At 68.5% G+C, this 24,119-nt stretch carries 29 protein-coding genes and 5 pseudogenes; 17 read left to right on the forward strand and 17 right to left on the reverse strand.

Annotated elements, in window-relative coordinates:
• The first annotated feature begins 92 nt into the window (after positions 1-92).
• On the forward strand, positions 93-377 hold the full coding sequence (locus tag OG978_RS44335) for a DUF6247 family protein (RefSeq protein ID WP_326770737.1): 285 nt from the start codon (positions 93-95) through the stop codon (positions 375-377).
• A gap of 431 nt (positions 378-808) precedes the next feature.
• Here the strand turns inward: OG978_RS44335 and OG978_RS44340 are convergent.
• Positions 809-1,317, reverse strand: a pseudogene (locus tag OG978_RS44340) (GNAT family N-acetyltransferase).
• A 72-nt stretch (positions 1,318-1,389) separates the two neighbouring features.
• The gene (locus OG978_RS44345) at positions 1,390-1,629 is read right to left on the reverse strand and encodes a hypothetical protein (RefSeq protein ID WP_326770738.1); all 240 of its coding nucleotides are present in this window, start codon (positions 1,627-1,629) and stop codon (positions 1,390-1,392) included.
• Between the two features lie 155 nt (positions 1,630-1,784).
• On the opposite strand from OG978_RS44345, the gene OG978_RS44350 reads away from it, so the two are divergent.
• Positions 1,785-2,681, forward strand: coding sequence for an aminoglycoside phosphotransferase family protein (locus OG978_RS44350; protein WP_326770739.1), 897 nt, complete (start codon positions 1,785-1,787; stop codon positions 2,679-2,681).
• A 463-nt stretch (positions 2,682-3,144) separates the two neighbouring features.
• On the opposite strand, the gene OG978_RS44355 is transcribed toward OG978_RS44350, so the two are convergent.
• Entirely contained in the window at positions 3,145-3,438 is a 294-nt protein-coding gene (locus tag OG978_RS44355; protein WP_326770740.1) for a hypothetical protein, read from the reverse strand.
• 69 nt (positions 3,439-3,507) lie between these two features.
• Here OG978_RS44355 and OG978_RS44360 point away from each other — a divergent pair, with 69 nt between their 5' ends.
• Entirely contained in the window at positions 3,508-3,684 is a 177-nt protein-coding gene (locus tag OG978_RS44360; RefSeq protein ID WP_326770741.1) for a hypothetical protein, read from the forward strand.
• Positions 3,685-4,269: 585 nt separating this feature from the next.
• Positions 4,270-4,443, forward strand: a pseudogene (locus OG978_RS48670) (helicase associated domain-containing protein); the annotation flags it as partial.
• A gap of 70 nt (positions 4,444-4,513) precedes the next feature.
• On the opposite strand, the gene OG978_RS44365 reads toward OG978_RS48670, so the two are convergent.
• Together OG978_RS44365 and OG978_RS44370 are read right to left on the reverse strand one after the other, a co-directional pair.
• The gene (locus tag OG978_RS44365; protein ID WP_326770742.1) at positions 4,514-4,735 is read right to left on the reverse strand and encodes a hypothetical protein; all 222 of its coding nucleotides are present in this window, start codon (positions 4,733-4,735) and stop codon (positions 4,514-4,516) included.
• 16 nt (positions 4,736-4,751) lie between these two features.
• Positions 4,752-5,222 carry an RICIN domain-containing protein gene (locus OG978_RS44370; protein ID WP_326770743.1) on the reverse strand — a complete coding sequence of 157 codons (471 nt, stop codon included), beginning with the start codon at positions 5,220-5,222 and terminating at the stop codon, positions 4,752-4,754.
• Between the two features lie 124 nt (positions 5,223-5,346).
• Here OG978_RS44370 and OG978_RS44375 point away from each other — a divergent pair, with 124 nt between their 5' ends.
• A complete protein-coding gene (locus OG978_RS44375; RefSeq protein ID WP_326770744.1) occupies positions 5,347-5,559 on the forward strand; it encodes a hypothetical protein in 213 nt (70 codons plus the stop codon).
• Between the two features lie 236 nt (positions 5,560-5,795).
• Here the strand turns inward: OG978_RS44375 and OG978_RS44380 are convergent, their stop codons facing one another.
• A complete protein-coding gene (locus OG978_RS44380) occupies positions 5,796-6,104 on the reverse strand; it encodes a hypothetical protein (protein ID WP_326770745.1) in 309 nt (102 codons plus the stop codon).
• On the reverse strand, positions 6,101-6,604 hold the full coding sequence (locus OG978_RS44385; protein WP_326770746.1) for a hypothetical protein: 504 nt from the start codon (positions 6,602-6,604) through the stop codon (positions 6,101-6,103). The genes OG978_RS44380 and OG978_RS44385 overlap by 4 nt, the downstream gene beginning before the upstream one ends.
• A 372-nt stretch (positions 6,605-6,976) precedes the next feature.
• On the opposite strand from OG978_RS44385, the gene OG978_RS44390 reads away from it, so the two are divergent.
• From OG978_RS44390 to OG978_RS44410, 5 genes are all read left to right on the forward strand, one after another.
• Positions 6,977-8,755 (forward strand): histidinol-phosphate transaminase, encoded by a 1,779-nt coding sequence (locus tag OG978_RS44390; protein ID WP_326770747.1) that lies wholly within the window; start codon positions 6,977-6,979, stop codon positions 8,753-8,755.
• Between the two features lie 171 nt (positions 8,756-8,926).
• Positions 8,927-9,484 (forward strand): hemerythrin domain-containing protein, encoded by a 558-nt coding sequence (locus OG978_RS44395; RefSeq protein ID WP_326770748.1) that lies wholly within the window; start codon positions 8,927-8,929, stop codon positions 9,482-9,484.
• Between the two features lie 47 nt (positions 9,485-9,531).
• Entirely contained in the window at positions 9,532-10,305 is a 774-nt protein-coding gene (locus OG978_RS44400) for a VOC family protein (RefSeq protein ID WP_326770749.1), read from the forward strand.
• A 165-nt stretch (positions 10,306-10,470) separates the two neighbouring features.
• Entirely contained in the window at positions 10,471-10,728 is a 258-nt protein-coding gene (locus OG978_RS44405; protein ID WP_326770750.1) for a hypothetical protein, read from the forward strand.
• Positions 10,729-10,736: 8 nt separating this feature from the next.
• Positions 10,737-11,105 carry a hypothetical protein gene (locus OG978_RS44410; protein WP_442817910.1) on the forward strand — a complete coding sequence of 123 codons (369 nt, stop codon included), beginning with the start codon at positions 10,737-10,739 and terminating at the stop codon, positions 11,103-11,105.
• 45 nt (positions 11,106-11,150) lie between these two features.
• Here the strand turns inward: OG978_RS44410 and OG978_RS44415 are convergent, their stop codons facing one another.
• From OG978_RS44415 to OG978_RS44425, 3 genes are read right to left on the reverse strand one after another with little or no spacing between them, the layout of a single operon-like run.
• Positions 11,151-11,441: a TniQ family protein gene (locus OG978_RS44415; RefSeq protein WP_326770752.1), complete on the reverse strand. Its 291-nt coding sequence runs from the start codon at positions 11,439-11,441 to the stop codon at positions 11,151-11,153.
• Positions 11,434-11,652, reverse strand: a complete 219-nt coding sequence (locus tag OG978_RS44420) for a hypothetical protein (RefSeq protein WP_326770753.1) — start codon at positions 11,650-11,652, stop codon at positions 11,434-11,436. The genes OG978_RS44415 and OG978_RS44420 overlap by 8 nt, the downstream gene beginning before the upstream one ends.
• A complete protein-coding gene (locus OG978_RS44425; protein WP_326770754.1) occupies positions 11,636-12,691 on the reverse strand; it encodes a carbon-nitrogen hydrolase family protein in 1,056 nt (351 codons plus the stop codon). The genes OG978_RS44420 and OG978_RS44425 overlap by 17 nt, the downstream gene beginning before the upstream one ends.
• Before the next feature lie 529 nt (positions 12,692-13,220).
• Here OG978_RS44425 and OG978_RS44430 point away from each other — a divergent pair.
• The gene (locus OG978_RS44430) at positions 13,221-13,385 is read left to right on the forward strand and encodes a hypothetical protein (RefSeq protein WP_326770755.1); all 165 of its coding nucleotides are present in this window, start codon (positions 13,221-13,223) and stop codon (positions 13,383-13,385) included.
• A 522-nt stretch (positions 13,386-13,907) separates the two neighbouring features.
• Here the strand turns inward: OG978_RS44430 and OG978_RS44435 are convergent.
• The 4 genes from OG978_RS44435 to OG978_RS44450 all read right to left on the reverse strand — a co-directional run bounded on the left by OG978_RS44435 (position 13,908) and on the right by OG978_RS44450 (position 17,501).
• The gene (locus tag OG978_RS44435) at positions 13,908-15,188 is read right to left on the reverse strand and encodes a glycosyltransferase family 39 protein (protein ID WP_326770756.1); all 1,281 of its coding nucleotides are present in this window, start codon (positions 15,186-15,188) and stop codon (positions 13,908-13,910) included.
• The gene (locus OG978_RS44440) at positions 15,185-16,408 is read right to left on the reverse strand and encodes a glycosyltransferase (RefSeq protein ID WP_326770757.1); all 1,224 of its coding nucleotides are present in this window, start codon (positions 16,406-16,408) and stop codon (positions 15,185-15,187) included. Before OG978_RS44440 ends, OG978_RS44435 begins: the two co-directional genes overlap by 4 nt.
• Before the next feature lie 104 nt (positions 16,409-16,512).
• The gene (locus OG978_RS44445; protein WP_326770758.1) at positions 16,513-16,983 is read right to left on the reverse strand and encodes a hypothetical protein; all 471 of its coding nucleotides are present in this window, start codon (positions 16,981-16,983) and stop codon (positions 16,513-16,515) included.
• 11 nt (positions 16,984-16,994) lie between these two features.
• A complete protein-coding gene (locus OG978_RS44450; protein WP_326770759.1) occupies positions 16,995-17,501 on the reverse strand; it encodes a SigE family RNA polymerase sigma factor in 507 nt (168 codons plus the stop codon).
• 451 nt (positions 17,502-17,952) lie between these two features.
• Here OG978_RS44450 and OG978_RS44455 point away from each other — a divergent pair, with 451 nt between their 5' ends.
• The 4 genes from OG978_RS44455 to OG978_RS44470 all read left to right on the forward strand — a co-directional run bounded on the left by OG978_RS44455 (position 17,953) and on the right by OG978_RS44470 (position 20,355).
• Complete coding sequence (locus OG978_RS44455) at positions 17,953-18,123, forward strand: hypothetical protein (protein ID WP_326770760.1); 171 nt, start codon at positions 17,953-17,955, stop codon at positions 18,121-18,123.
• A gap of 42 nt (positions 18,124-18,165) precedes the next feature.
• On the forward strand, positions 18,166-18,579 hold the full coding sequence (locus OG978_RS44460; RefSeq protein WP_326770761.1) for a hypothetical protein: 414 nt from the start codon (positions 18,166-18,168) through the stop codon (positions 18,577-18,579).
• A 261-nt stretch (positions 18,580-18,840) separates the two neighbouring features.
• Positions 18,841-20,172 carry a hypothetical protein gene (locus OG978_RS44465; protein WP_326770762.1) on the forward strand — a complete coding sequence of 444 codons (1,332 nt, stop codon included), beginning with the start codon at positions 18,841-18,843 and terminating at the stop codon, positions 20,170-20,172.
• A 24-nt stretch (positions 20,173-20,196) separates the two neighbouring features.
• Positions 20,197-20,355, forward strand: coding sequence for a hypothetical protein (locus OG978_RS44470; RefSeq protein ID WP_326770763.1), 159 nt, complete (start codon positions 20,197-20,199; stop codon positions 20,353-20,355).
• Positions 20,356-20,644: 289 nt separating this feature from the next.
• On the opposite strand, the pseudogene OG978_RS44475 reads toward OG978_RS44470, so the two are convergent.
• Positions 20,645-20,812, reverse strand: a pseudogene (locus OG978_RS44475) (IS1380 family transposase); the annotation flags it as partial.
• 269 nt (positions 20,813-21,081) lie between these two features.
• Between OG978_RS44475 and OG978_RS44480 the strand changes: the two are divergent.
• A complete protein-coding gene (locus OG978_RS44480; RefSeq protein ID WP_326770764.1) occupies positions 21,082-21,519 on the forward strand; it encodes a hypothetical protein in 438 nt (145 codons plus the stop codon).
• Between the two features lie 78 nt (positions 21,520-21,597).
• On the opposite strand, the pseudogene OG978_RS44485 reads toward OG978_RS44480, so the two are convergent.
• Positions 21,598-21,751 (reverse strand): annotated as a pseudogene (locus OG978_RS44485) (IS256 family transposase); the annotation flags it as partial.
• A gap of 462 nt (positions 21,752-22,213) precedes the next feature.
• On the opposite strand from OG978_RS44485, the pseudogene OG978_RS44490 reads away from it, so the two are divergent.
• Positions 22,214-22,425 (forward strand): annotated as a pseudogene (locus OG978_RS44490) (IS5 family transposase); the annotation flags it as partial.
• Positions 22,426-22,459: 34 nt separating this feature from the next.
• Here OG978_RS44490 and OG978_RS44495 read toward each other — a convergent pair.
• Positions 22,460-24,103, reverse strand: a complete 1,644-nt coding sequence (locus OG978_RS44495) for an eCIS core domain-containing protein (RefSeq protein WP_326771071.1) — start codon at positions 24,101-24,103, stop codon at positions 22,460-22,462.
• Positions 24,104-24,119: the final 16 nt, after the last annotated feature.

Below are 24,119 nucleotides of genomic sequence, written 5' to 3' on the forward strand. Positions count from 1 at the left end.
ACGGTTCTCGTAGAGCCGGTTCTTCCATGTCCGTGTCTGCCGCCGCGTACCGCGCGTACGGTAGCGGTACCACTCGCCAGGAGGAGCAGCCGATGAGCGCGCAGCCCGAGGAAGCCTCCACCCCGCCAGCCCCGGCCGCCGCCGCCCAACTGCGCGCTGACCGCCGCGCCGACGCCTGGGTGCCGGCCCTCGAGCGGGACTGGGCCAAAGCACTGGAAGACTCCCGCCACACCTACAGCCTCACCCCGTTGCACGACGTCGTGCGTACCTGGCAGCTGCGCGTCGCCGCGGCCCCGGCCGTCGATGCCTACATGGACTCCGGCCGTGACGAGTCCGGCTTCGTGGACCTGGACGACATTCTCGGTGCCCGCCGGTGACCGATAGGCCGTGGGGGTGCGCCTGTCTCAGCAGGCCGTGAAAACGCTCACCGAGCTCCCCGAGCACGCAAAGGAAACGGTCCGCGACGTCCTGGACATCGCGGTGCGGTCCCCGGGGGGCTGGCCCCAGTGGAACGCCGGCAACCTGACGGGGAAGACGTCCGTGCCGCATCCGTCGGGCAGCTGTCCGTCGTCCAGGTGGTCAATCGCCTCACCCGGCACCTGTCCGTCCTGGACATTGCCTGGATCGGGTAGCCACCCGTGGCCGCACTCGTCCTCGACGGCGCACTCCTGATTGACATCCGGCTGCTCCTCGTGCCGCCCCGTTCCCAGGCGTCCCCGACGGTGTTGTCGACCTCGCCCGGGTCGCCGAGGAGACCCGCACAGCGCTGGACGGGAAGACCTTCTCTGCACCAACGGCTCGGTGATGGTCAGGTCAAATCAGTGCGTGGGTCGATGATCCAGTGATTGGTGAGCAGAACTCGACCGGCGAACTCCAGGCTCTGTTCTTCAACGAACGTGAAGCCGACAGCGCGGCAGATGCCATTGGAAGGCAGGTTGCTGGTTGCGGGGAAGGCGTGAATGAGTCCCCAGCGGCCGTCCTCCCTGGCCATCTCAAGCAGTGTCCGCACGGCTCGCTTGCCGTAGCCCTGGCCTTGGCAGGCGGGCAGGACCATCCAACCGATCTCGGAGATGTGATGGTCGTCGGCTTCGTGGGACCACAGCGTCACAGTTCCGGCGACGGCCGTGGGGGCAGCCGCTTCGGGGTGATCATTTTGGTCCAGGCGGTGTCCTCGGCAGCCCGGCGGACATCGCGCTGCACCTTCTCATCCATGCCTTCTCGCGGCAGCGGACCCCCGAGGTCTTTCATCATGTCGGGATCGCATCGCATCCGGATGTAAGCGTCGACATCATCAAGCACCACATTGCGCAACAGCATTCTGTGCCTCCTGGTTGGCAGCGATTGTCCAATGTGATCACGCAGCCTGCACTGCTGGCGTCTGCGCTCCCCTCACCCTTCTGTGAGCTGGGACTTCTGATGTGGGACGACGGGAAGCCCGAGCGAGACCGGGCCACTTCGCTGGAAACGGCGGGCCTGCTCGCGCTTGCTGCGCAGGAAGGTGAGGGTGAGATCGAGTCCGTCGATCTCACCCCGCCAGTCCTCGGCGACAGCGCGCTCGCGGCGGGCGAGGAGGGTCTCCTCCAGCTCGTCCAGAGGGGCATCTTCGGGTTGATGCTCAGCATCGGACAACGGATGCAGGCTTCTCCGAACTTTGGGGTCGTTCCGTCCCAAAGCCTCTGATCTGCAGCTCTCTGAAACCGAATTGGTGATGCCAGAGGACTCACAGCGAGATGTTCCGGAGAGCGAGAGCCGCTCCGCCTGCCGCCTGAGTACTGTGACTTCGCATGACCGACACCGAGATCGAGATCACCGCAGACCTGGTCCGCGACCTGTTGCAGGAGCAACATCCAGACCTTGCAGGGCTGGCCATCCGCGAGGTGGCGGGCGGCTGGGGCAACCAGATGTGGCGCCTCGGGGACGAGTTGGCCGTGCGCATGCAGCGCATGGACCCCACCCCGGAGCTCCAGCTCAACGAGCGGCGGTGGCTACCCGTGCTGGCCCCGCGCCTGCCTCTCCCGGTGCCGACCCCGGTGCGGCTCGGCGAACCGTCCGAGCGCTTCCCCAAGCACTGGACCGTGATGACGTGGGTTCCCGGCGAGCCGCTGGACCACGGCTCGATCAACCGCGGCGCCCACGCGGCCGACACGCTGGCGGGCTTCCTCCAAGCGCTCCATGTGGAGGCGCCCGCCGAGGCGCCGATCACTACGGACCGCGGTGCCCATCCCAGGAACTGCACGGACGGCTTCGAGAACTTCTTCCAGGCCGTTGCCCCCGAGGACATCGCTGCCGACGTCCGGGCCGTCTGGGACGACGCCGTTGCGGCCCACGCGTGGGAGGGCCCGCCGGTGTGGGTACACGGCGACCTCCATCCCGCGAACGTCGTCGTCTCGGACGGAACGCTCTCGGGCATCGTCGACTTCGGTTGCATGTTCGCCGGCGATCCGGCGTGGGACCTCGCCGCCGCATGGGTGCTGCTACCCGCGGGCACGGCCTCACGGTTCTTCGACATGTACGCGCGTGCAGACGAGGCGGCGATCCGGCGCGCCCGCGGGCTGGCCGCTATGAAGAGCCTCTTCCTGATGCTCATGGGGCAGAACGGAGATCGGGGCCTTCCCGGCGGCAAGCCGAACTGGGGACCTGCAGGCCGGGCGGCACTTGATCGTGTTCTGAAGGGTGTTTGATGCAGGCATGGGGCGAGATGCCTCACTCAGGGGCTGTTAGGACGGACTTCTCCGAACTAACCCTCCATGAGTCAAACACCGCCCCCGGCGGGTACCCGCCTTCGCGCCGTCCGTGCCGTCGCGGGTTGCGGGCCGACCGCAGCCAGCCGACCATCGCGACCGCCTCGGCCTCGCGTAACTCCGGCATGTCAGCGGACTCACGTCCCCCAGTAGACGGTCCCGGAGGTAGCTGCTGACCGGCTCGACCTCACGTCCCGCACCATCCACCAGCAGCCACGGCAACGACATCGACGTACCGGCAGCAACAGCCCCGATCCTCGACAGCCGTACACGGCCGTCCATCAGATCTCGATGTACAGGGGATAACTCATGCGACAACGACATGCCCAGATGTTCCTGACGTACCACCGCCAAGTCGAGCCGATCACCGAGTTGGTGCAGTCAACTGGCCGTCGTTGTCTGGTTAGGGTCGCGGCTTGGGTTCGGTGACGACGAACTTCTCGCCGGTCCAGCGCACGACCAGTTCCCGTTCTCCGTCCGGCCCGCTCTGGGCCGCCCGGGACAGCTCGATCCGGCCCGCCATGCTCCAGCCGTGCTCCGCCCAGTACGGGTGGGAGCTGATGAGGCAGGACAGCCGGATCAGCTCCCGTCGCAGTTCGGTCGCCCCGACGGCGGGGCGCAGAGCGAGCCGGTTGTAGATGCGGATCTGTCGGCACCTGATGGCGATCAGGTCGTCAGGGAAGCGGAATGGCGTCACTCACTTATTAGGGCAGACGTTCGAATTATCGGTTGGGGGGTGTCGTGTGCCGCCGAAGGTTGATGGCCGGTGGTTGGCGTCATCCAAGGTTGTGCGACCGGAGTCTCTGGCAGTGCGCGCCTGGCCGGCCTGCTGTCGTACTACCTCGACGGCGTCCACGGCATCGATCTGCGCAGTCTGGTCGAGGCTCTGGAGGGAGTCCTCGCCGTGCTCGGTGGTCGACTTCAGAAGTTCCTCAGGGCTTGACGGTGAGTCAGGTCTATGCAGGGCCGGTCTGTGTGGTCGGCGACAGCTGGTGGCAGACGGGGGTTGCCCCTGATCCGCGTCTGCCGCAGCGCAGGCGGAGGCGGTGACGTGGGTTGTCTCCGGGCCCTGGACACTCCCGAGCTCAATGGACACCTGTCCATGTTCTATGGACACCTGTACATAAAATTGAGGGAGTGGAACACTGAAGCTCCCCCTTGATGTTGGACACCTGGAGACTGGGACGTGAGGTTCCAGAGGAAGTAGTGCCAGGTGGGAAGCAAGAGCAACCGCAGTAGGCGGTATACGGAGGAGTTCAAGCGCGACGCGGTCGCGCTGGTCCGGTCCTTCGGCACCCTACGGGCCGCCCGCCGCTACCACAGCGAGCACGGCCACCTGCGGGCCCCCGACCGGCACCATCATCGACGGCACCGACCTGACCGTATGGCTGTCCCGACAGCGCTCCGCCCACCGGCGCGGCACCCTCGCCCCGGACCATGTCTCGGCCCTGGACGATCTCGGTATCGACTGGACACCCGGCCACGGCATGGCTGAGTACGGACCGAACGCGCGTGACAGAACCGGCTCGCCGACGCCCGCCAATACCACGCCATTCACGGCCACCTCAGCCCACCCGCCCACACCGTCGTCAACGGCCGCCGACTCGATGCCTGGCTCAGCGTGCAGCGCGGCCGCCGCCATCAGGGGCGACTCACACCGCAGCAGATTGCCGCTCTTGACGAGCTGGGGATCCGCTGGTGAGAGTCGGACTGTGCAACGTCCGCCTGACAGGGGCGGTGTGCCGACTTGCTAGTTTCCGCCCGGGGCGGGTCTATCCGGTGAGGTTGGCCAGGTAGGAGGTGCCGGTGTTCCACGGAGTGAGTTCGACGCCGAAGCCGGTGTGGTCACCGTTGTGGAGATGGACGAGCTTCCAGGCCACGTGCACGGTGTCGCCGGTGCGGAACGTTCCGGTGTACGCCCCGAGGTAGGAGCGCAGGTGACCGGTGTCTTCCGGGACGGCGGGCCGCCAGAGGGGACGGCCCGCCGCACTCACGGGGTCAGCCGACTCATCACACCGGGTCGATCACCCAGCGGGACGCCGCCCCGATGGTGGACTGGAAGACGACCTGGGCCCCGACCTTTCCGTTTGCGTCCAAGTACTTGCCGCTCTGGGTGTGCCTGATGGACTTCGGACTGCCGGACGTGGTCGTCCACTTCTGAAACTTGCCACCGTTGCACGGGAATGTGTAGACATCCGCGCCGTTTCCGTCGAGGCAGTGGCCTGATGCCGGGTTCCTGAAGATGCCGCCGCTGATCTGCCACACCTGCTTCGCGCTGCGGTCACAGTTGCCGAGGACGAGGTTTCCCTTGCCTCCCGAGATGTTCACCTGGAGGCAGGAGTTGCTGCTGTTGCCGTTGATCACCTGGTAGTTCACCGGCGCTGCCTGCGCCGAGGTCGCGGCGCCGACCAGCAGCGTCGAGCCGAATGCGATCGCCGCGCCCGCACCGGCGAGTCGAATGAGGTTTCCCTTGAGCTCCATGATTGATCCCCTCGAGTTCAGATTATTGGCGCGCCGCCTGTGGCGCCGCCCGTCATTCAGGTTCCCTGCCGCCGCAGTTCCGACAATGCCTTCCCGGTATTGCATCGACGTTCTGCTTCATGGGATGTCAACGTCGATCGTGGGCCGGATTGTGCTGGGCGCTGTGGCAGCACTTCTGGTCCACCACGTGCCCCTGCCCTCCACCGCGCAGTCGCCGTCGGCCAGCAGACTGCGCCGGGGCAACTGGTTGTATATCCCCTTGGACATCCGCTTGCCGTTCACCGACAGCGTCTTGATCGTGACCGTGGATTCCGCGATTGCCAGCTTCATGCCCTGAAGAACGCCTCCGGCCTTATGGACGACGCGGCCACGGGGCCCGGTTCGCGCGTTTGGCCCAGACCGGTGACTCAGCTACGCGCATCCTCCGGAGCGAGCAGGCTGGTCAGCGCACAGCGCCTGGCCCGTCATCCCCACGAACACGGCTACGCCATGGCCCACCTGGACAACGAATGCCCCACTCCGGACTGAGTGGAGCGCCAGGGTGAGGTTCCCCCGGTGTGTGGGAGGTGCTGATCAGCTGGTCAGGGCGGGTTGACGGACTTTCAGGTTCGTTCGTTCGGCCGTTGCCTGGTCGGCGTAGTGCTTCTCCTCGAACTCGACCGGGCTGAGGCAGCCGAGTCGTTTCTGGATGCGCCGGGAGTTGTGGAAGCCGTCGGTGTGCTCGCGGGGGCGGCGCAGGGCAGCAGGAGGAAGGGCATCCGGCATCACCCGGCGGCCGAGAGCACAGGTGGCGACCGCCGCGAGGGTGGAGCGCACTGCGGCGGCACTGTCCAGCAGCACTCCGTCCAGGTCGAACAGCGCCGCTCTGCGGGGCCCGGTCACCGGGCACCGTCCAGGTCCCGGACCAGGGCGCGCAGGACCATGTGGTGGTCGGCGAGCAGGGTGGCGGCGCCCGCGTCCCGGTCCAGGACGCACACGGCCGTGCCGACCCGGGCGTCGCCCATCCGCAGCAGGCGGGCACTGCGCAGGAGACTTGTGCCACTGCGGGCGGTGTCGTCCAGCAGGACCGTTTGCCGGCCGCCGAGGTCGGCGCCCTCGATCTGCTGCCACGTGCCGTGGCGTCGCTCCAGTTGATGAACAGCTGATAGCGGCCGTTGTCGCTGTAGGTGCGGGAGTCGCTGAAGCCGGGCTGGAGCGCGTCGATGGTCCAGCCGAAGTTGGGCGAGCCGAGGCACCCCGGCCTGACGAACGGTCCGGAGGGGAGTGCTCCGGGCGTCTGCAGGGCTGCCGGCCGGGGAAGCGGCAACGTGGCGGGTCTTGTCGCCGACCGGATCGATGCTGGTGGCAACGGTCCCGGTCAGGACCTCGACGGGAGTGCCCAACACCCGTGATGGTCAAGGGATTCCCGGCAGGCAGGGATCCGATCGTGTCCGCGATGCCGGGGAGCGACGGAAAGCAAGTTCCCACCTGTTGCCGCACCACCACGACAACTACTCACGTACTCAAGTACGCGTACTCATGTGCGGCCGCAGGGCACCCCCCAAAGATGTGCTCATGGTGCGAACCTTCGGTGAGGAAACGGCGAATGCCCACCTCCGGCGAGGCGCGTTCCGGCCTTCTCCTCCCCCGCTCGTGGCGGGCCCGGCGTCCAGTCGTCGCCCTGTTCGCCACAGCTGTTCCTCAGGGGCAGAGTGCCCGGGCCAGTCGGCCTCCGTACCCCCAAGGGGACCCCCCCTTTGCCGAAAGAGACATGCATGAGTCGCGACCTGCACATACGAGCTGCCACTCCCGAGGACCTGGTCTGGATCCACGAGTTGAGGCACCGCGTGTACGCCCAGGAGCTCGGTCAGCACACGCCGCAACCGGACCGACGGTTGTACGACGCACTGGACGGCGACAACGTCTACCTCGTCGCGGCCCGGGGGCCGGTCCGCATCGGCTTCGTCAGCCTGACCCCGCCGTGGCTGGGCCACTACGGCCTGGACAAGTACCTGACCCGCGACGAACTGCCGCTGTTGTCCGAGGGGGGACTCTTCGAGGTACGCATCCTCACCGTGGAGCCGTGCTGGCGCAGCACCGCGGTGGCACCACTTCTGATGTACGCGGCCCTGCGCTGGATCTCCTCCCGGGGAGGCCGCACGGTGGTGGCGATGGGCCGCACCGAACTGCTCGACATGTACCTGGCGGTCGGCCTGCGGCCCGTCGGACGCACCGTCCGCAGCGGTGCGGTGACCTTCGAGGTACTGACGGGCGAGGTGGCCGGGCTGACGCAGGTTGCCACCACCCGGTATCGCACCGTCCTGGAGCGGTTCGGCTCCGTGGCTGACTGGCAGTTGGACATGGAATGGGCGCCCGGGCCGGACGGCTGTGAACACGGCGGCGCCTCCTTCACCGCTATTGGAACGGACTTTCGCACCTTGCACCGGCGCCACGAGGTCGTCGCTGCCGACGTGCTGGACGCCTGGTTCCCGCCCGCTCCCGGGGTAGGTGCGGCGCTCACGGAAGACCCGGCCTGGTCCGCCAGAACCTCGCCTCCCACCGGCGCCGAGGGCCTGCTGTCGGAACTCGCGAAGGCCCGGGCGCTGCCGGTGGAGACGCTCGTGGCCGGGGCCGGCTCGTCGGACCTGATCTTCAGAGCGTTCGACCGGTGGCTGACCCCGGAGAGCAGGGTGCTTCTGCTGGACCCGGGGTACGGCGAATACGCCCATGTCACTGAGCGCGTGATCGGGTGCCGGGTGGACCGCTTCCGGTTGCACCGGAGGGACGGGTGGCGGATCGACTTCGCCCGACTGGCCTCTGTCGTCGGGGCGGGTCGTTACGACCTGGTGGTCGTGGTCAACCCGAACAACCCGACCGGACGCCACGCATGCGCCGCCGAACTGCGCACCCTGATCGCGGCCGCCCCGGCCGGGACCCGCTGGTGGATCGACGAGGCCTACCTCGGCTACGTGGACCTGGCGGAGTCGCTCGCCCCACTGGCCGCGGTGGACCCGCGGGTCGTGGTCTGCACCTCGCTGTCCAAGATGTACGCGCTGTCCGGCATGCGGGCGACCTTCCTGGTGGCCGAACCCGCCACCGCGGCACTGCTGCGCCGGTGGACGCCGCCCTGGGCGGTGAGCCTTCCCGCACAACTCGCCGCCGTGGCCGCCCTGCGGGACCCCGCGCACTACCGCTCCTGCTGGCTCCGCACCCACACCCTGCGCCGTCAACTGGCCGCCGCCCTCGCCCGGGTGGCCGACACCGCCGTGGTCGAGGAGGGCGTTGCGAACTTCCTCAACATCACCCTGCCGTACGACGGACCGAGCGCTGCCCGCCTGGTACGGGAGTGCCGCCGGCACGACGTCTACCTGCGCGACCTGTCGCCCCTCTCGCCGCAGTACGAAGGGCGTACCGTACGCGTCAAGGTCAGGGACGCGGCGGAGAGCGCGCGCATCGTAGCGGCGTACGGAGCCGCGCTGGAGACGCTGCGACCCGGCTCGCTGTCCCCGCGGTCGAGACCGGGGGGCAGGGCGCGGCCGGGCCACCGCCCGTAGTCCGATCCTGGTGCGGGACGGTGGTGATCGCATCACGGAGACGTGGGCCGGGGAGGTGAGTACGGCGTGGTTCCCGCGCGCGTGGCGCGGGTTTTGGGTCCCGGGGTGTGTTGTCTGTGTGCTGCCACCTCCCCGAGGGGTGATGAACCCGAGGAGAGGTGCTGTGTCGCGATGGGACCTGGTGGCGATGTGATCGCGGAGCTCGCGGCCGATCACCGTGAGCTGGAGGCGTTGTTCTCGCAGATCGAGTTGCAGCCGGTCGACCACCCTCGGCGGCGGGAGCTCGCGGACCGGCTGACCGCGGAACTGGTGCGGCATACGGTCGCCGAGGAACTGCATCTCTACCCCGTGGTCCGCGAGCACGTTCCGCTCGGTGCGGCACTGGCGGACAAGGAACTCGCCGATCACGCCAGAGCCGAGCGCATGCTCAAGGAGCTCGAAGACCTGAGCGTTGATGACCCGCGGTTCAACGACACGATCGCGAAGCTGAAGTTCGAGGTCGCCTCCCACGTGCGCGAGGAAGAGCACGAACTGTTCCCGAAACTCGCAGCCACCCTCCCGCCCGAGAAGCTGGACGAACTCGGCCGGCTGGTACGCCGGGCCAGGGAAACGGCGCCCACCCGCCCCCATCCCTCGCTCCCGAACACCCCGCCCGCCCACAGACTCCTCGCTCCGGGCGCCGGGCTGGTCGACCGGGTACGCGACCTGCTCCGCAACCCCACCCGTTGAAACCCGCGCACGGCCTGACATCCATCACGCACCCGCAGGAGCACCGAATGCCAGCCCTTGAAGGAACCGTGCCGGTGGCCGGTGCGCCCTGCTGGGTGAGCCTGATGGCACGGGACCTGCGCGCGGCACAGTCCTTCTACTCCGGTGTCATGGGCTGGACGTTCAGGCCCAGCCCGCTCGGCAGCGAGTTCTCGGTGGCTCTGGCCCATGGTGAACCGGTTGCCGGGATCGGATGCTGCCCGGGCGGTGGCCATCTGGCCGTCTGGACCCCGTACTTCGCCGTCGGGGACGCGGACGAGACGGCGGCCCGGATCAGTGAGCGCGGCGCCACGCTCGCCGTCGGCCCTCTGGTCCTGGGCGAGGGCCGTGCCGGGATCGCCGCGGACCGGGACGGCGCCGTGTTCGGATTCTGGGAAGGCCCGGCCCTGACCTGGCCGGTGGGACGGGGCAGGGCCCCGGTGAGGCTGGACCTCCAGACCCGTGACGCGTTCGACGCCGCCATCTTCTACGCGGAGGTCTTCGGCTGGGCCCAGCCTCCCGGCGGCTGCACGGTCGACTACGCCCAGGACCACATCATCGTCCAGGCCGGGGGACGCACCGTCGCCACCCTGCGCGGCGGAGGCGACGAAACCGGCCCGGACCCAAGAGTTCGGCCCCGGTGGAACGTCGACTTCCGGGTGAGGTACGGCGAGCAGGCCGCGGCGGCCGCCGTCACGGCCGGAGGTGAATCCTCACCGGTTCCCACACCGGCCGGTACCCCGGACAGCGCGTTCCTCATCCGCGACCCCGATGGCGCCCTCTTCACTCTGTCCGGCGCCTGACGACAGCCACCCCAGCCGCGGCCTACATGCCGCAAATGCTCGATGGCCTGCGCGTTCACTGCTTCCACTCCGGTCCGTACCGTCCGAGCGGTCGGAGGGCGGACACAGCAGGATATGGATACGGGTACGTACCCGTATCCTTGGGGGATGGGAAGGAGCACGACGATGTCCGATGCCAATGTCCGTATCCCCGAGGCGGCCAGGGACCGGCTGGCCGCGATCGCGGCCGCCGAAGGCCTGTCGCTGCGCGCGTATCTGGCCCGCCTGGCCGAGACCATGCTCACTCCGGCCGAGCGGGCCGAGCGTGTGGAGAAGGCAAGGGCCGCGCTGAAGGCGTGGAACGGCTACGCCCCCACCGGTTCCGAGGAGGAGGACCTGGACAGTGAGCTGGACCGGCGCCTGGCCCGGGTGACGGCCCGGTGAGCGATGCCATGCACATCGTCCTGGACGACACGGCGATGACCGCGGCCGGCCAGGGCAACGTCCTCGCCTGCCGTCTCATCCACCGCGCCCATGCCGAACACGGGTGGTTCCTCTACGCCCCGGCGTGCGCGCTCGTCGAGGCCGACCGGGGGCGGCCCGGCACGGCCGAGCACCTGGCCGCGCTGCCGGGCATCACCGTTCTGGCCCTGGACCTGGCCGCCGCTCTGGCTCTCGCCCGGCAGGAGACGTGGGCGGCGGCCCACAGCCAGTTCGCGGCGCATCCCACCCCCGACCGCCCGGACGGGGCGATCATTGCCACCACGGCGCCGAAGCGGTGGGAGGGCGAGCCGGTGCGCGTCCTGGACCTCAACACCTGAGCCGCGTCTCCTGCCAGCCGCCGGCCAACGACGCGGGCTACACCATCACGCGCCGGCGGCGGGCTCCAGCGTCATTGCGCGGACTTCGTCGGGCGTCAGCCGGGCCGTGATGGCGAAACGGCTGACCTGTGTCGGGGTCAGCCACGTGGACAAGGCGGCTCTGGCTCGGCCGAGTCGGTCCTGTTCGGTCAGGCCGGTCAAACGGGCCAGCTCGGCAGGGGCGACGCGCAGGCGGTGGGAGAGGCGCAGGATGAAGCCGACCAGGGACTCGCCGTCCAGCGGGTCGAGGCTGCGGCCGATGGGCCGCAGCCCGATGCTCGTGGTCGTGTCAGTCACCTGCGGCCGATCTGTTCCCGCGGTCGTCGAGGACCGTGTTGCGTCCGCGCCGGCGACGGGGCTTGGCCTGGGCGGGCGGTGCCACGTCCTGCGGGATGTCGGGGACCTCGCCGGCCCCGGGGTCGAGATCGTCGAGGTTGTTTCCTCGGGAGCGCGCGCTCGGATCGCGTACGTAACGGCCAACGCCGGGACGGTCAGCAACCTTGGCCAAGGGTTTTCGGAGAATCCTGGCAGTCCGTTTCCGTCGCTGGGACGGTGGTGCTGTCGCTCGGGGCGGCAGGCCACTCGCGGCGTCCCTCGTCGTGCCAGAGCGGGCGTCGGTCGACCCGTAGGCCGAGGATCTCCGGGCGCGCGTAGTGGCCGCGGGAGTCGACCCAGACCTTGACGGCGTTGATGTCGGCGAGGTCGATTTCGGCGGTGACGAGCTTTTCCTCGAGGCCGGTGTGCGGGCCGGCGAGGTACTGGTTGAAGGGGTGGATCACGGCAGACCAGCCGCCGCCCGCGGTGATGTGCTTCTGCGGTCCGATGGTGGACTCCATCCACCGCAGGCACGTCTCGTCCACCGGGTTTCCTGCGGAGACGACGAATGTCTGGGCCGTGAGCGCGTGGGTCTTCATCATGGCGTCGATCTGGATGTCGGCGACAGCCTCGAAGCCGGTCATGGTGGACAGACCGGGCCATGCGGCGGCGTGGATCTGCTGGCCCTGGGTGATCAGGGACTGCCGGGCCAGGTTCATGGTGTGTTCCCAGCAGGCCAGGCCGCCTATCCGGCCCAGCGCGCTGTCGAAGACCCTGAGGGTGGCGCCGCCGCCCTGAGCCCACACGATCCGTTCGGCATAGGTGGGCTGGAGCTTGCGATGCACGCCGAGGAGAGTCCCGTCGGGTTCGATGAAGACCTGGCTGTTGAAACACGTGCGGGTGCCCGCGAGCCGTTCGCTGACACCGAGGACCGTGCCGACCCCGGTGCGGGCACAGGCGGCCTGGACCCGGGCGATCTGCGGGCCGGGCACCTCGACGGACGCCTCGGCGTAGGCGGCGTTGGCGGCCTGCTGATCCAGCGGGGCGTACGCCTCGATCCAGTAGGGGTAACCGGGCACGAAGGTCTCGGGGAACACCAGCAGATCGATGCCCTCCCGGCCGGCCTGTTCGATGAACGAGATGACCTTGCCGACGGTCGCCTCGGTGTCCATGAACACCGGGGCGGCGTGCACCGCCGCGACAGTTCGTTTCGTGGAAGCGGGAGATGGCATCGGAGCCCTCCTCGGAGGCGGGGTGCACCGGCGGGGATCAGCCGTCGAGTCGAGAGGTGTCCGGGGTGCATGGTCCGGATGCGGATGAACAAGATCCGAGCACGTACGACATCTCCGCGCAAGGGCCCATGGCGCCGTGCCGGATCGATGCCGCCGTGATTACGGGGCTCACGCTCTCACGATGTTCTGGTCCGCACGGCCCGGACCCGTGCGGCTGCCGCTCGGGTCATCTCGGACTTCCGCGCCGCGAACGGTGCGCGGCACGGAAGCTCACACGCGCTTCTCTGCCCGCCCGGCCTGGATCACCGACGCCATCACGGCCACAGACCGCGTCAACCGGACACACGTCGAGGATTCCGTCGCCGGGACCTGAACACCGGTCCACTGACGCCGCCGTCACCCGCCTGTGCCGGGCTCCTGCTGGCGGACGGGATGGCCCCTGAGACGGCCCGACGCCCAGTCACTATCCGTCACCGGCCGTCGTGTGGTGGTATGACCGGGGGACTGGCGCACGAGGGAGGGCGGTGCCATGGGAGGTCTGCTCTCCGAGCTTGGCAAGAAGCTGGCAGAACGGTGGTTCTCTCTGCTTGTCCTGCCAGGGGCGCTCTACCTCGCTGTGCTGGCAGTTGCCCAGACCCTCGGTCACACCCACCCCTTCGACGCGCTGCGCCTCGCCGGACGATCCAGCAGCTAGACCAGATGAGGCAGTCGGACTCGGCCGACACACAAGTCATCGACACGAGTGACCAGCAAGTCAGCGACACCGCGAATCGGATCATCAGCGCATGGCTGGACAAACCAATCGCGCAACCACAGGCGGCAGCGTAAGAAGGCCACCCGGTTGTCGGACGCGGGGTCGATTCCCGGGAAGGGGTCGAAGTAGCCGTACTGGGCTATGCGTTGATAGTGCGCCCAGTCCCATTGCTCCCAGCGGGACAGCCATGGGGCGGGTGTCCTGGCGTCGGATCCGGCAGGGGACAGCCAGGCGGTGCAGTAGGCGACGAGCCACAGCCCCAGACGCGTAACAGGTAGAGCCGGAGCCCCCGGAGGTCCGTGAGGGTCAGTCGGTCGAGCAGTCGCCGCTGCTCGGGGGCGCCGGTGGGGTTCCGTACGGGACCTGGATTGCGTGCAGGATCACGGTGTGCCGGACTCGAGGCCGACTGCTTGGCGGTGGGCAGGGCCGTGGTCATCGGGCATCCATTCCTGGGTCCGTCGGTTACGGGACGCCGAGTTCGAAAAGGCCGTAGCCCGCGTACGAGCCGGAAGCCAGGGCCGCGATGCCGAGGAGCATGAGCTGGTGGGTCAGGCTGAGGCGGCGCAGGGCGAGGGCGAGCGGGAGAAAGAGCGGGAAGAGGGGGAGCAGATAGCGGGAGACGTTGCCGAATATCTGCTGGCTGCCCAGGATGAGGACGAGGGTGAGGACGGTGTAGACCGTCAGGACGGCCGGGGGACGCAGCCGGATCAGCAGCGGGAGCAGTGCGAGCGCGAGCAGGACGACACCGATGCCGATCAGGTCCGCGAAGGGCCAGGCGGAGAGATAGTCGGAGTGGCCCACCGGGACGGATGTGAGGACGTCGAGGGTGTGCTGGCCGTAGTCCCACTCGTGGGCCCAGGCACCGGACTGAAGCCTGAAGTAGCCGCCGTAGTCGCCCATTTGGTGACCCACCCAGCCGAGATAGGCGAGGAGGCCGAGCGGGGCGACGGCCATCGCGGCCACCGGACGCAGGATGCCGTCCCGGCGACGGTAGAGCGCGAGCAGGGCCGCGACGGCGACGGCGGCGATCAGCGCTATGGCGGTGGGCCGGTTGAGCCCTGCCACGCAGGCGAGGAGACCGGCGGTGAGCCAGCGGCCGCTCAGGACGGCATGGCAGGTCCAGACGGCCAGGGCCACGTAGAGGGAGTCGGAGTAGACCGCCCACTCCACGCCGGAACCGGGCCAGACGGCCCAGAGTCCGGCCGCGGCCAGCCCGGCCCGTCTGCCGCCGAGGCGTTCGGTGATGGCGTAGATGCCCAGGGCGGCGGCCAGGGAGGCGACGACGGAGACCAGCAGGCCGGCGCCGTACACGCCGAGGCCGGTGAGCTCGGAGACCAGCCGCATCAGCGCCGGGTAGAGCGGGAAGAACGCCGCCGAGTTCCCTTCGAGGGTGATCGGGCCGGTGGCGCCGGGGATCGGGACCAGCTGAGGGTCGTACCCGTGCACGGCGATCTGCTGGTACCACCAGCCGTCCCAGCTGGCCAGGACGTCCCACGGGTGGGCGCCGCCGCCGAAGCGCGGGTTCTTCGTGCGGTAGTCCCCGGCGGAGTGCAGCAGCCACATGAAGGCGGCGAAGCCGATGAACTTGAGCGTGCCGTAGACGGCCAGTACGGGGCCGTAGTACTCGGCTGTGCGGCGCAGCCGGCGCCGGCGGTCGGGGCCCGTGGTGGCGGGCTGCTGCGACAGCCTCGCGTTCCAGCTCAGGGTGCTGGTCGCGGTCGTACGGGCGGTGGTCCTGATCATGCGCGGAACACCCACGCTCGGAAGGACAGGAATCGCAGCAGCGTCGCGGCCAGGTTGGCGGCGAGGAGTACGGCGAGTTCGGTGGCCTGCCCGGCCGAGGGCACCGCGTGGTGCAGGGCGGCGAGCGAACCGCCGGTGAGCGCCAGGCCGATCAGGAGGACGACCAGGCCCCTGCCCTGGTGGCGCAGCACACCGCCGCGGCCACGGAGGCCGAAGGTGAGCCGCCTGTTCACGGCCGTGTTGGCGACGGCGCAGACCAGCAGCGCGAGTGCGTTGGCGGCCTGGGATCCGGCCACCGGGCGCAGCGCCGCGTAGAGGAGCAGGTACGCGAGGGTGCTGACGGCTCCTACGGCGGCGAAGCACATGAGTTGGGTGGCGAGCCTGCCCGGTGCGTCGGCGCCACCGTCGCGGAGCGACCCGCCCGGCGGCAGCGTGTCCCGTGCCAGTGCCCTGCCGATCCTGGCGATGCCGCGCAGGTCGGCCAGTGCCGTGGCGAGGATGTCGACCCGGGTATCGGGATCGTCCACCCAGTCGACCGGCACCTCATGGATGCGCAGCCCGGCACGCTCGGCGATCACCAGCAGTTCGGTGTCGAAGAACCACTCTGAGTCCTGTATGAGGGGCAGCAGTCGCTCGGCCACATCACGCCGCACTGCCTTGAATCCGCACTGCGCGTCGGAGAAGCCCACGGCGAGGACGGAGCGCAGGAGGGCGTTGTAGCAACGAGAGGTGATCTCTCGCTTGGGGCCGCGCACCACCCGGGAACCGGGGGCCAGGCGGGTGCCGATGGCGATATCGGAGTGGCCGGAGAGCAGCGGGGCCACGAGCGGCAGCAACGCCGTCAGTTCCGTGGACAGGTCCACATCCATGTACGCGAGTACAGGGGCCGACGAGAGCGACCAGGAGGTACGCAGCGCCCGGCCGCGCCCCTTCTCGGCCAGCCGAAGCCACTGTGCTTCGGGCAGTTCGTCTGCCAGCCGAGCGGCGATCCGCGGGGTGCTGTCCGTGCTGGCGTTGTCGGCGATGGTGATACGGAACGGATAGGGGAAGGTCTCGCACAGGTGCGCGTGGAGCCGTCGCACGCTCGGCTCCAAATCTCTCTCCTCATTGAACACGGGGACGACTACGTCCAGGACGGGCTCCGGGTGGTGCGTCGCCACCGGTGCGCGGTGCGGCAGTCGGCTCAGGTCCTTCAGGGCAAGCGGCCCTTGACTTCTCATGTTTTGTCCTTTTTGTGACCTGGTACGGGGCAGGCCGAAGACACTCGGGGCGACGGAGCGCTACGGCGTTACGGGATGACGAGCGAGGGCAAGGTGATCGACAGCTAGCGCCGCGCGGTCGCCGTACCCGAAGGCGGGGCCGAGGTCGAGGGCGGCGACTCGCCCTCCGTGCTTCCCGGCCGGGTTTCGGTGGCCGTGGCCGTACTCCCGGTCGTGGCCGGCGGCGTGATTGCGGCGGTCCCGTCCGGGGACGCGGGTGCAGTGGAGGTGCCCGAGGAGGGGGGTGCGCTCGGGGGCGCGTCGGGTGTCGTGGGCGGGGCGGAGGGCGACGGGCTCGTCGCGGACTGTGGGCCGGGGTGGCTGGGCTCGACCCGAGTCGCATGGCCGGGCAGCAGGAACAGTCCGACACTGAGGCCGACGACGGCCAGGACGGAGCCGACTGCCCTCTGCGCGGCCCGTTTCCGACAGCGGACACGCACGCCTGCCCGGAGACGTTCCCGGTGCTTCGGCTCGAACGGTGCGGGCGCCTCGGTGTCGCGCATCATCTGTGCCAGCTGCCGCTCGAAGTGATCCATGGGGTTCTCCTTCACCGCACCGGCTCGTTCACATTGCCCAGGAGCTGCCTCAGTTGCGCCACTCCGCGTGCGGCGTGGGACCGAGCCGTGCCCACCGGGCACCCGAGCGCCTCCGCCACCTGCCCCTCGGGCAGGTCCTGGTAGTAGCGCATCACCACCGCCACTCTCTGCTTCGGCGACAACTGGGCCAGCGCGGCCTCCAGCCGAGAACGCTCCACCACGTCCGCGGATACATCGCCGACTGCCGCCGCCTCGGGCAGCTGTTCGACGGGACGTTCACCCCACCAACGCCGCTGTCCCGAGCGTGCCGCCGCACGCACCATCACCTTGCGGAGATACGGCTCCGGTGCGTCATCCGCGACCCTGGGCCAGGCAAACCAGAGCTTGACCAAGGACTCCTGCAACAAGTCCTCGGCCCGATGCCGATCGCCTCCGACGAGCAGACGGGCCAGGTGGACCAGCACCGACCAGCGGGCAGCCACGAACTCATCGAACGCGCGGGCTCGACTCTGCTCCATCCGCACTGTCCCTGTTCTCGCCGGTCGCCTACACCCTGTAGAAGGCACTGGCACGCGGCCCACGATGCACCTGCGGCCCGTGATCTGGATCACAGGGCAAGTCGACGACAAGCGCGAGACGCTCCTCCGTCCCGTCCCGTCCAGTCAGCGACGCCGACGACGAGGACGCGGTTCGACGGCCCCGGCCGACGGCCACCCGCCCGACGGGAAGGGCACCGCCGTCGAAGAACAATGGTGCCAACCCCTTCGGCCGCAGGGGGATTTCCGTACCTCCAGGTGGGAGGACGGCCCCGGTCGTCCACGAAGCGGTGTTGGCAGCAGCCGCCGAGCGGCTCGAGACCCCGGGCAATGCGAGCTACCTGTTCCGCCCGAACTGCTACAGCCGCGGAACGGACACAGTGACCAACTTCTGAGCCGGACCAAGCCCAGCGATGACGCTCCCCGCCTCGTCATGGGGCGCCTGCGCTCCACCTGGCTGGTCGATCTCTTCGAATCCCGAGTCCCGATCACTGTGATCGTCGCGGCGGCAGGCGTGGACACGCTTCACGGATTCTCCCGCATCCTGCCGTTCCTCCGCGGCATCCCGGCCGACGAAGCTGCCGCACTGCTGCGAGGCGACTAGGCAGTTTCGTTTGGATCTAGTGATCGTTGGGTCGATGTGCCGTTGACTGATACGCAGTGGGCGAGAATCGAGCCGTTACTGCCGGTGCAACGCGACTTCACCGCGAACGTGCCGAACCGGCTGCGGGCCACCGACCTGACCGTGATCGCGACCGAGGAGGGCCCGCTGTGGCTGTCCGCGATCCGCGACGCGTCCTCCCGCCGGGTGGTGGCCCGGGAAACCTCCGCCCGCGCGGACGCCGACCTGGTCCTGACCACGCTGGAGTATGAGACCGAGACCAGCGAGGGCGACGACAGCACCACGTACCCGGTCGAACAGCTCTGGCCACCGTGCCCCATCCCCGCCAGCGGGAGGGCGGCGCCAACCCTTGCCTTCGTGCTGGCGCTGGCCGAGTGCGCGGTACTCGTGAGAAGTGAGTTGGATGCCCCGTTCGCAAACGATGTCTGCGTTCCGTGAGGAGGCCGGCGAGCCGTTGCGGTAGTTCCTCGGTCGCTGACTGACTGCCGAAGGATGCCTGGGCGGCGAGGCGTGCCGCTTTTGCGCGACACGCTGAGTGATGGCATTGTTACAGGTGGTCACTGTGAGGGCAGGTGGCGGATCTCATCCTCTGCCCGGAGTTGTGACAAATCCCGTGCACTGCCCGCCCGCTCGCACGTGATCAGGGATGGGCTGTGGCGGGCCCGTGAACAACACCTACGCAGAGGCGGTAGCTGTCCCATGTCACAGGAAGCCAGGATCGACGTCGAACTGACGTGGAAGCAGGCCGAGGAGAAGTCCTCGGCGGACAAGGTGGCGGAGTTCGCCAAGAACCTGCCGCAGGGCCCTTGGTTCGGCACCCCGACGGGCGCGGCGCGCGACAGCGACCGGCAGCCGAAGCACACCTGGCCGCTTCGGTCCGCCCGACCGTACCGGCGGGAGGTGGCCCTCGGCGAGGCTGCGGTCTACCTCGCCGACGGCCACGACGAGCTGGAGCGGCCGTTCATCTTCGCGGACGGCTTCAACTACGGCCGCAGTGACCTGCCGGGGCTGTTCGCCCACTTCAACGCGCCCTACCCGGGCAGCAACGTGGGCTTCCTCGAGCAGCTGCTCACCGCGGGCATCGACGTTGTCCTGGTCGGCTTCGAGGAGCGCCACACCTACATCCAGGCCAACGCCGGGGTGGTGATCAGCGCCATCAACAAGGTCATCCAAGAGAGGCAGGGCGGTGAGCCATTGATCGTCGGCGGGGTCAGCATGGGCGGCATCATCACCCGGTACGCCCTCGCCGAGATGGAGAACCAGCGCCAGGACCACGAGACCGCGACCTACCTCTCCTGGGACTCCCCACACAACGGCGCCTGGATCCCGCTGATCCTCCAGCAGATGGCCTACTTCTTCGAGTCGCTGCCGGCCAAGCCCGGCAAGGTCAAAGAGGCCGAGCTGATCAGGAGCCCCGCCGCGCAGCAGCTGCTGTACGCCTGGATCCCGGACGCGAAGTACGAAGGCCCCGTCGCCACCTCCAGCGAACTGCGCACGCAGTTCCTGGCCGAACTGCGCGACCTCGGCCAGTTCCCGCAACGGCCGCGCAAGCTGGGCGTGGCCAACGGCACCGGCAACGGCACCGGCCGCGACCTGCCGGCCGGCACGGAGGTGTTCAAGCGGCAGGTGCCGCTGGTCGTCTACGCCCAGGCGAACTTCCAGCCCAACGGCGGAACGCGCAAGCCGATCGGTGAGATGCGGGCCGTCGGCCAGGTCCGACGGGGCTTCACCTCGTACGTTCCCGGCCTCGACGGCACGCCCGGTGGCACCCTCGGCTCCTTCGGCAAGATTGCCGCGGCACTCGGGGCTGACATCCCGGAGAAGTACAAGTTCAGCTGCTTCGTCCCCTCCGTGAGTGCGGTCGCGCTGGACTACGACCCGGCCAAGTGGGACGTCAACCCGTACGAGAAGGTCGAGGAAGCCGACGAGAAGAGCGCGCTCGACGAGTTCAAGTGCGACAGCGAGAACACTGAGCACAGCCAGGTGACCAAGCCACTGGTCGACTGGATCATGGAGCGAATCGTCCACTGATACCAACGACTTGGACAGTCCGGCATGCCAGCGGCGGTAGCGCAACAGCCCCGGATCGAGGAAATGCTGCGCTCGCGGGAAACCTTCGTGGAGGATCTCTTCAGTACGCTCCTGGACGAGTTGGGCTTCCCCAAGACCACCGAGCCCTCGCCAGAGCCAGAAGACACCGCTTCCAGTCTCTGACGCTCAAGACAGTCGCGGGACTCGCAATGTCTTGAGCGCTCTTGACATCGAACCTAGTCGTCGCTGGTCAGCCCATTCTCAGGACAACCGACGCGCAGTGGGCCTCTTCGACGACGCGGACCCCGCGGTCGACCGCCCGAGGATGGGTGGCCAGCAGCGTCTCGCCGCTGGCCCCGCGACGGTGGAATGCAGCATGCCCTGCGACTTCGTGGCCCGGCTCTCCACCAGCTGACGCGGTCGGACCCTGCGGGTCGGCACCGACTAGAGGTTGCCGCCGCAGGCGACCAGGCAGATTTCGCAGATGGGCCAGGAACACTTTGGCGCCTCCGGCGCTGTCAGTGCGGATGAGGATCCCGGTGCCATGGCGATGGGCATCGGGGATCTGGGCGAGGGCGGCGTCCAAGACGGTCATGTGGTCGCTCACGGTGTTCGCGCCGGCGTTGCCCGGCCGCAGCAGGGAAAGCCTTGTGCTCGAGCCTGGAATGCCGGCTCAGAAGGGCTTGCCGACGGGACGCATTGCTTCAGGGGCTCGACGGCGGTGGCTTGTATGCTCAGCCCATGAGAGAGCCTCATCCGGTCGAGCTATCCGGGACGTTTGTCACCAGGGGTGATGATCGTTGGCGCGATGATCGTTGGTACGGGCGGTTCCGGTTGCGGTTTCCTCAAGTGTCGCCGTGGCCCGACCTGTCCACGACGTTTGTTCGAGTACGTCCGGGATGGCGGTCCTTGGCCGAGGAAACGCTGGCACTGGTGACTGCCGAGATGCCCAGGCAGAAAACCTGGCCGGTCCATCTGCTCAACCAGAAGGTCCATGGGAGAGGATGGGAATTCGACCTGGGGCCACCGGAGGCTGACTACCTCTGCCTGGAGCAACTGTCGGACATCTGCTACATCGACATACGCAACCTTCACCAGCTCATCGACCTCCTGGCACCGGCCATGGAGGACGCGCACTTCTTCGTCTACTCGATGGGCGACGGCCTCGACCAGTGGGTTGACGAGGCGCGCATCCACGACGGGCGCAGCAGCTTTGCGCGGTGGGCCGTCGCGGGCGAGGCGTGGGCCGAGTTCCCTGCGCTGTGCGCGGAGCTCGGCGACAGTCGCGCCGGGGACGAGACCTTTGGTCGTTTCGTCACGTTGATGAGTGATCGGCGAGTCGTTTAATCGGCAGGCGCGAGGGGGCCGCGGGTCGGAGGGGCGGATCTCCAGCCGTGCCAGGCAGAGCTCGGCCGGGCGGTGCGGTCATGCCGCCACGTCGGCGCGCTCGACTAGGATGCCGTTCTCGAAGCGGGCGCCCGTGCGCACGAGGGACACGAGGTGGTCTGCGGTGATCGCGCGCCATCGGGCCTGGGGCGGACTCGACCAGTTTGAACACCATGGCGAGGCGTGGGGCTCGTAAAGTCATCGCTGCTGGTCAGTACCCGCCTCCAGGGTCGTCGGTGGGGACTTGTCATGCTGCCCTGATGATCGTGTCCCCGCTCTACCGCACCGCCCGTGCGCTGCTGTCCGTCCCCGCGGTCCTACTGTGCCGAGACACCGCCAAGGATGCGAACTGCTGGTGCCGCGGCACGAGAATGCCATCCTGCGCAGGCACGTGAAGGGCAGGGTGCGCTATGAGCCGGCCGACCGATTCTGGCTCGCCGCCCTCAGCTCGCTGATACCGCGTGGCCGCTGGGCCACCGTCTTCCCCGCCACCCCCGGCACTTTGCTGACCTGGCACCGCAAACCGATCGCCAGGAAGCGGGACTACTCCGCCGCGGCTCCCGCACCGGACGGCCGCCGACGGCAACCGCACTCGAGAGTCCCGCGCTGCGCCTGGCCGATGAAGATCCCCGCTGGGGCCACCGCCGCATCCAGGACCAGGGGCTTCACCCCCATTCCGAAGCGATGGGCCATCGAGCGGGCCTATGGCCGGCTCATGCTCCACCGCCGCCTGGCCCGTGACTCGAAACCCTGCCCACTCGCTCCGAAGCCATGATTCACCTCGCCATGACCGACCTCATGGCCCGCCGCCTCACCGGCGAAGCCACCATCTCCTGGCGCGACCCGACACCACAGACCAAACAGTAGATCCCGGGATAAAACACTGGGAGAAAACGACCTCTTAGGCCAGCGCCTCCGCCAGAACGCGGGGCAGAAAGGTGGAGGTCGGGACACCGACCTCCACGCAGAAGTCGGACAGTTTCAGTCCCGCGGCGTCGGTTTCGAGCTTCCGGTTCTTATAGATGTGCTGCTTCATCCGGTATCGGCCGGTCGGTGCTTCCTCGACGGGGATCGATCCGGCGTATCCGTCCAGGGTGAGGGCCCCGTTGCCGACGCGGCTGTAGGCGGGCAGATCGAATTCCATGTCCTCACCGGTTTCCCGGGCGTTGGGCAGGAGTCCGGCGAGCGACACCTTTTCCTTCGGGATGACTGTTTCCTGTGCGGTGTTCAGTTTGATGTAGATGAACGAGCCCTTGATCTCCATGGGGTGGATCGGCTCACCGTAGTAGAAGAACTTCGTCTTCTCCTTGTTCTGGGAGATCCCTTGGTACCTCCCCTTCTCGATCTCGTCCATCCGGATCATGAAGTAGGTGTAGTCCCGCATGTGGTCTCTGCCCAGGGCACCTGCCAGCCGGTCCACTTCCTCCATCGAGGTCACCTCGGTCCAGGCCCCGGCGTCGAACGGATGCGGGGAGGCGTTCACGGTAATGCTCAGGATTTCACGCAGAAGGCGAGCCTGTTTCTTCTTGTCCTTGGCCGCGTTCGCGGCCTTCAGCTCGTCTCCTAGAGTGGTGAGATTTGTGAACCGGTCATTTTCGAGCGGAGAGAAGTACCGGCCGTCGTAGTCCGTGTCGTCCCCGCTCTTGGTCGGTTCCGCGCGGAGGCTGGTGCTGGGGCCGAGGAACTGATTGCCGCCCTGCCACTCGTAGAAGGCGTAGCGGATTTCATTGAGGTTGTTTCCCTGAAATTCGGCCGTGTCGCCCCCGCCCGTCTTGACCAGCGCGGCGCGGAACCTTTTCTTGAAGTCGTCCCGGTTCATGTGCGGCGGAATCTCGACCTTCAGATTCTCCAGCATCTTGTCGGTGATCACCTCGGGAACCGCTTGGCGCAGCAGGGGCGCCCGCTGCCCGGGGTCCATGGATTCCAGCGCGCCGGTCAGCTGGGAGTGGGCAACGATGTGGTGCGCGGTCAGTTCCCACCCGTTGTGCGTGTCGCCGGCGGCGTGGGGGTTATCGCTGCGCATCCGCTGCACGTATGGGTCGCCCGAGCCGGGCGCGGGGGCCGTCGCCTCCGCTGCTTTACGGGCCGGGGCGCTGGCGGACAGGACGCGCGTCGCATGCGTTTCCGCCTCCCGTTCGAACCGGTCGGACGGGTCGGAGACCCGGAGGCCGCCGCCGTTGTCGGTGCCGCTCACCGGGCCCTGGCGCTGCTGGATGACGTGGGTCAGCTCATGGGCCAGGGTGTGCCGGTCGCCCCCGCCGTCGCCCAGCACGATGTGGTTTCCCGAGGTGTACGCGCGAGCGCCGATCTCGGCGGCGGAGGCGCGGGCGGCGCCGTCGTTGTGGACGCGTACGTCGGTGAAGTCGGCGCCGAACCGGGCCTCCATGTCCGCACGGGTTCCGCTGTCCAGGGGCTGTCCGGCGGAGTGCAGCACCTCGTGCGCGGCGGAACGTTGCACCGTGGGCTGTCCGTCCTGCTCATGCCCGCAGCCCGCACCGTGCTGGTGCGTCTCCTCGGCCCAGGGGTGGCCCGCCTGCCGCAGCATCTGGACCACGACCGCG

This window comes from Streptomyces sp. NBC_01591 (assembly GCF_035918155.1).
Taxonomy (GTDB): Bacteria; Actinomycetota; Actinomycetes; order Streptomycetales; family Streptomycetaceae; genus Streptomyces.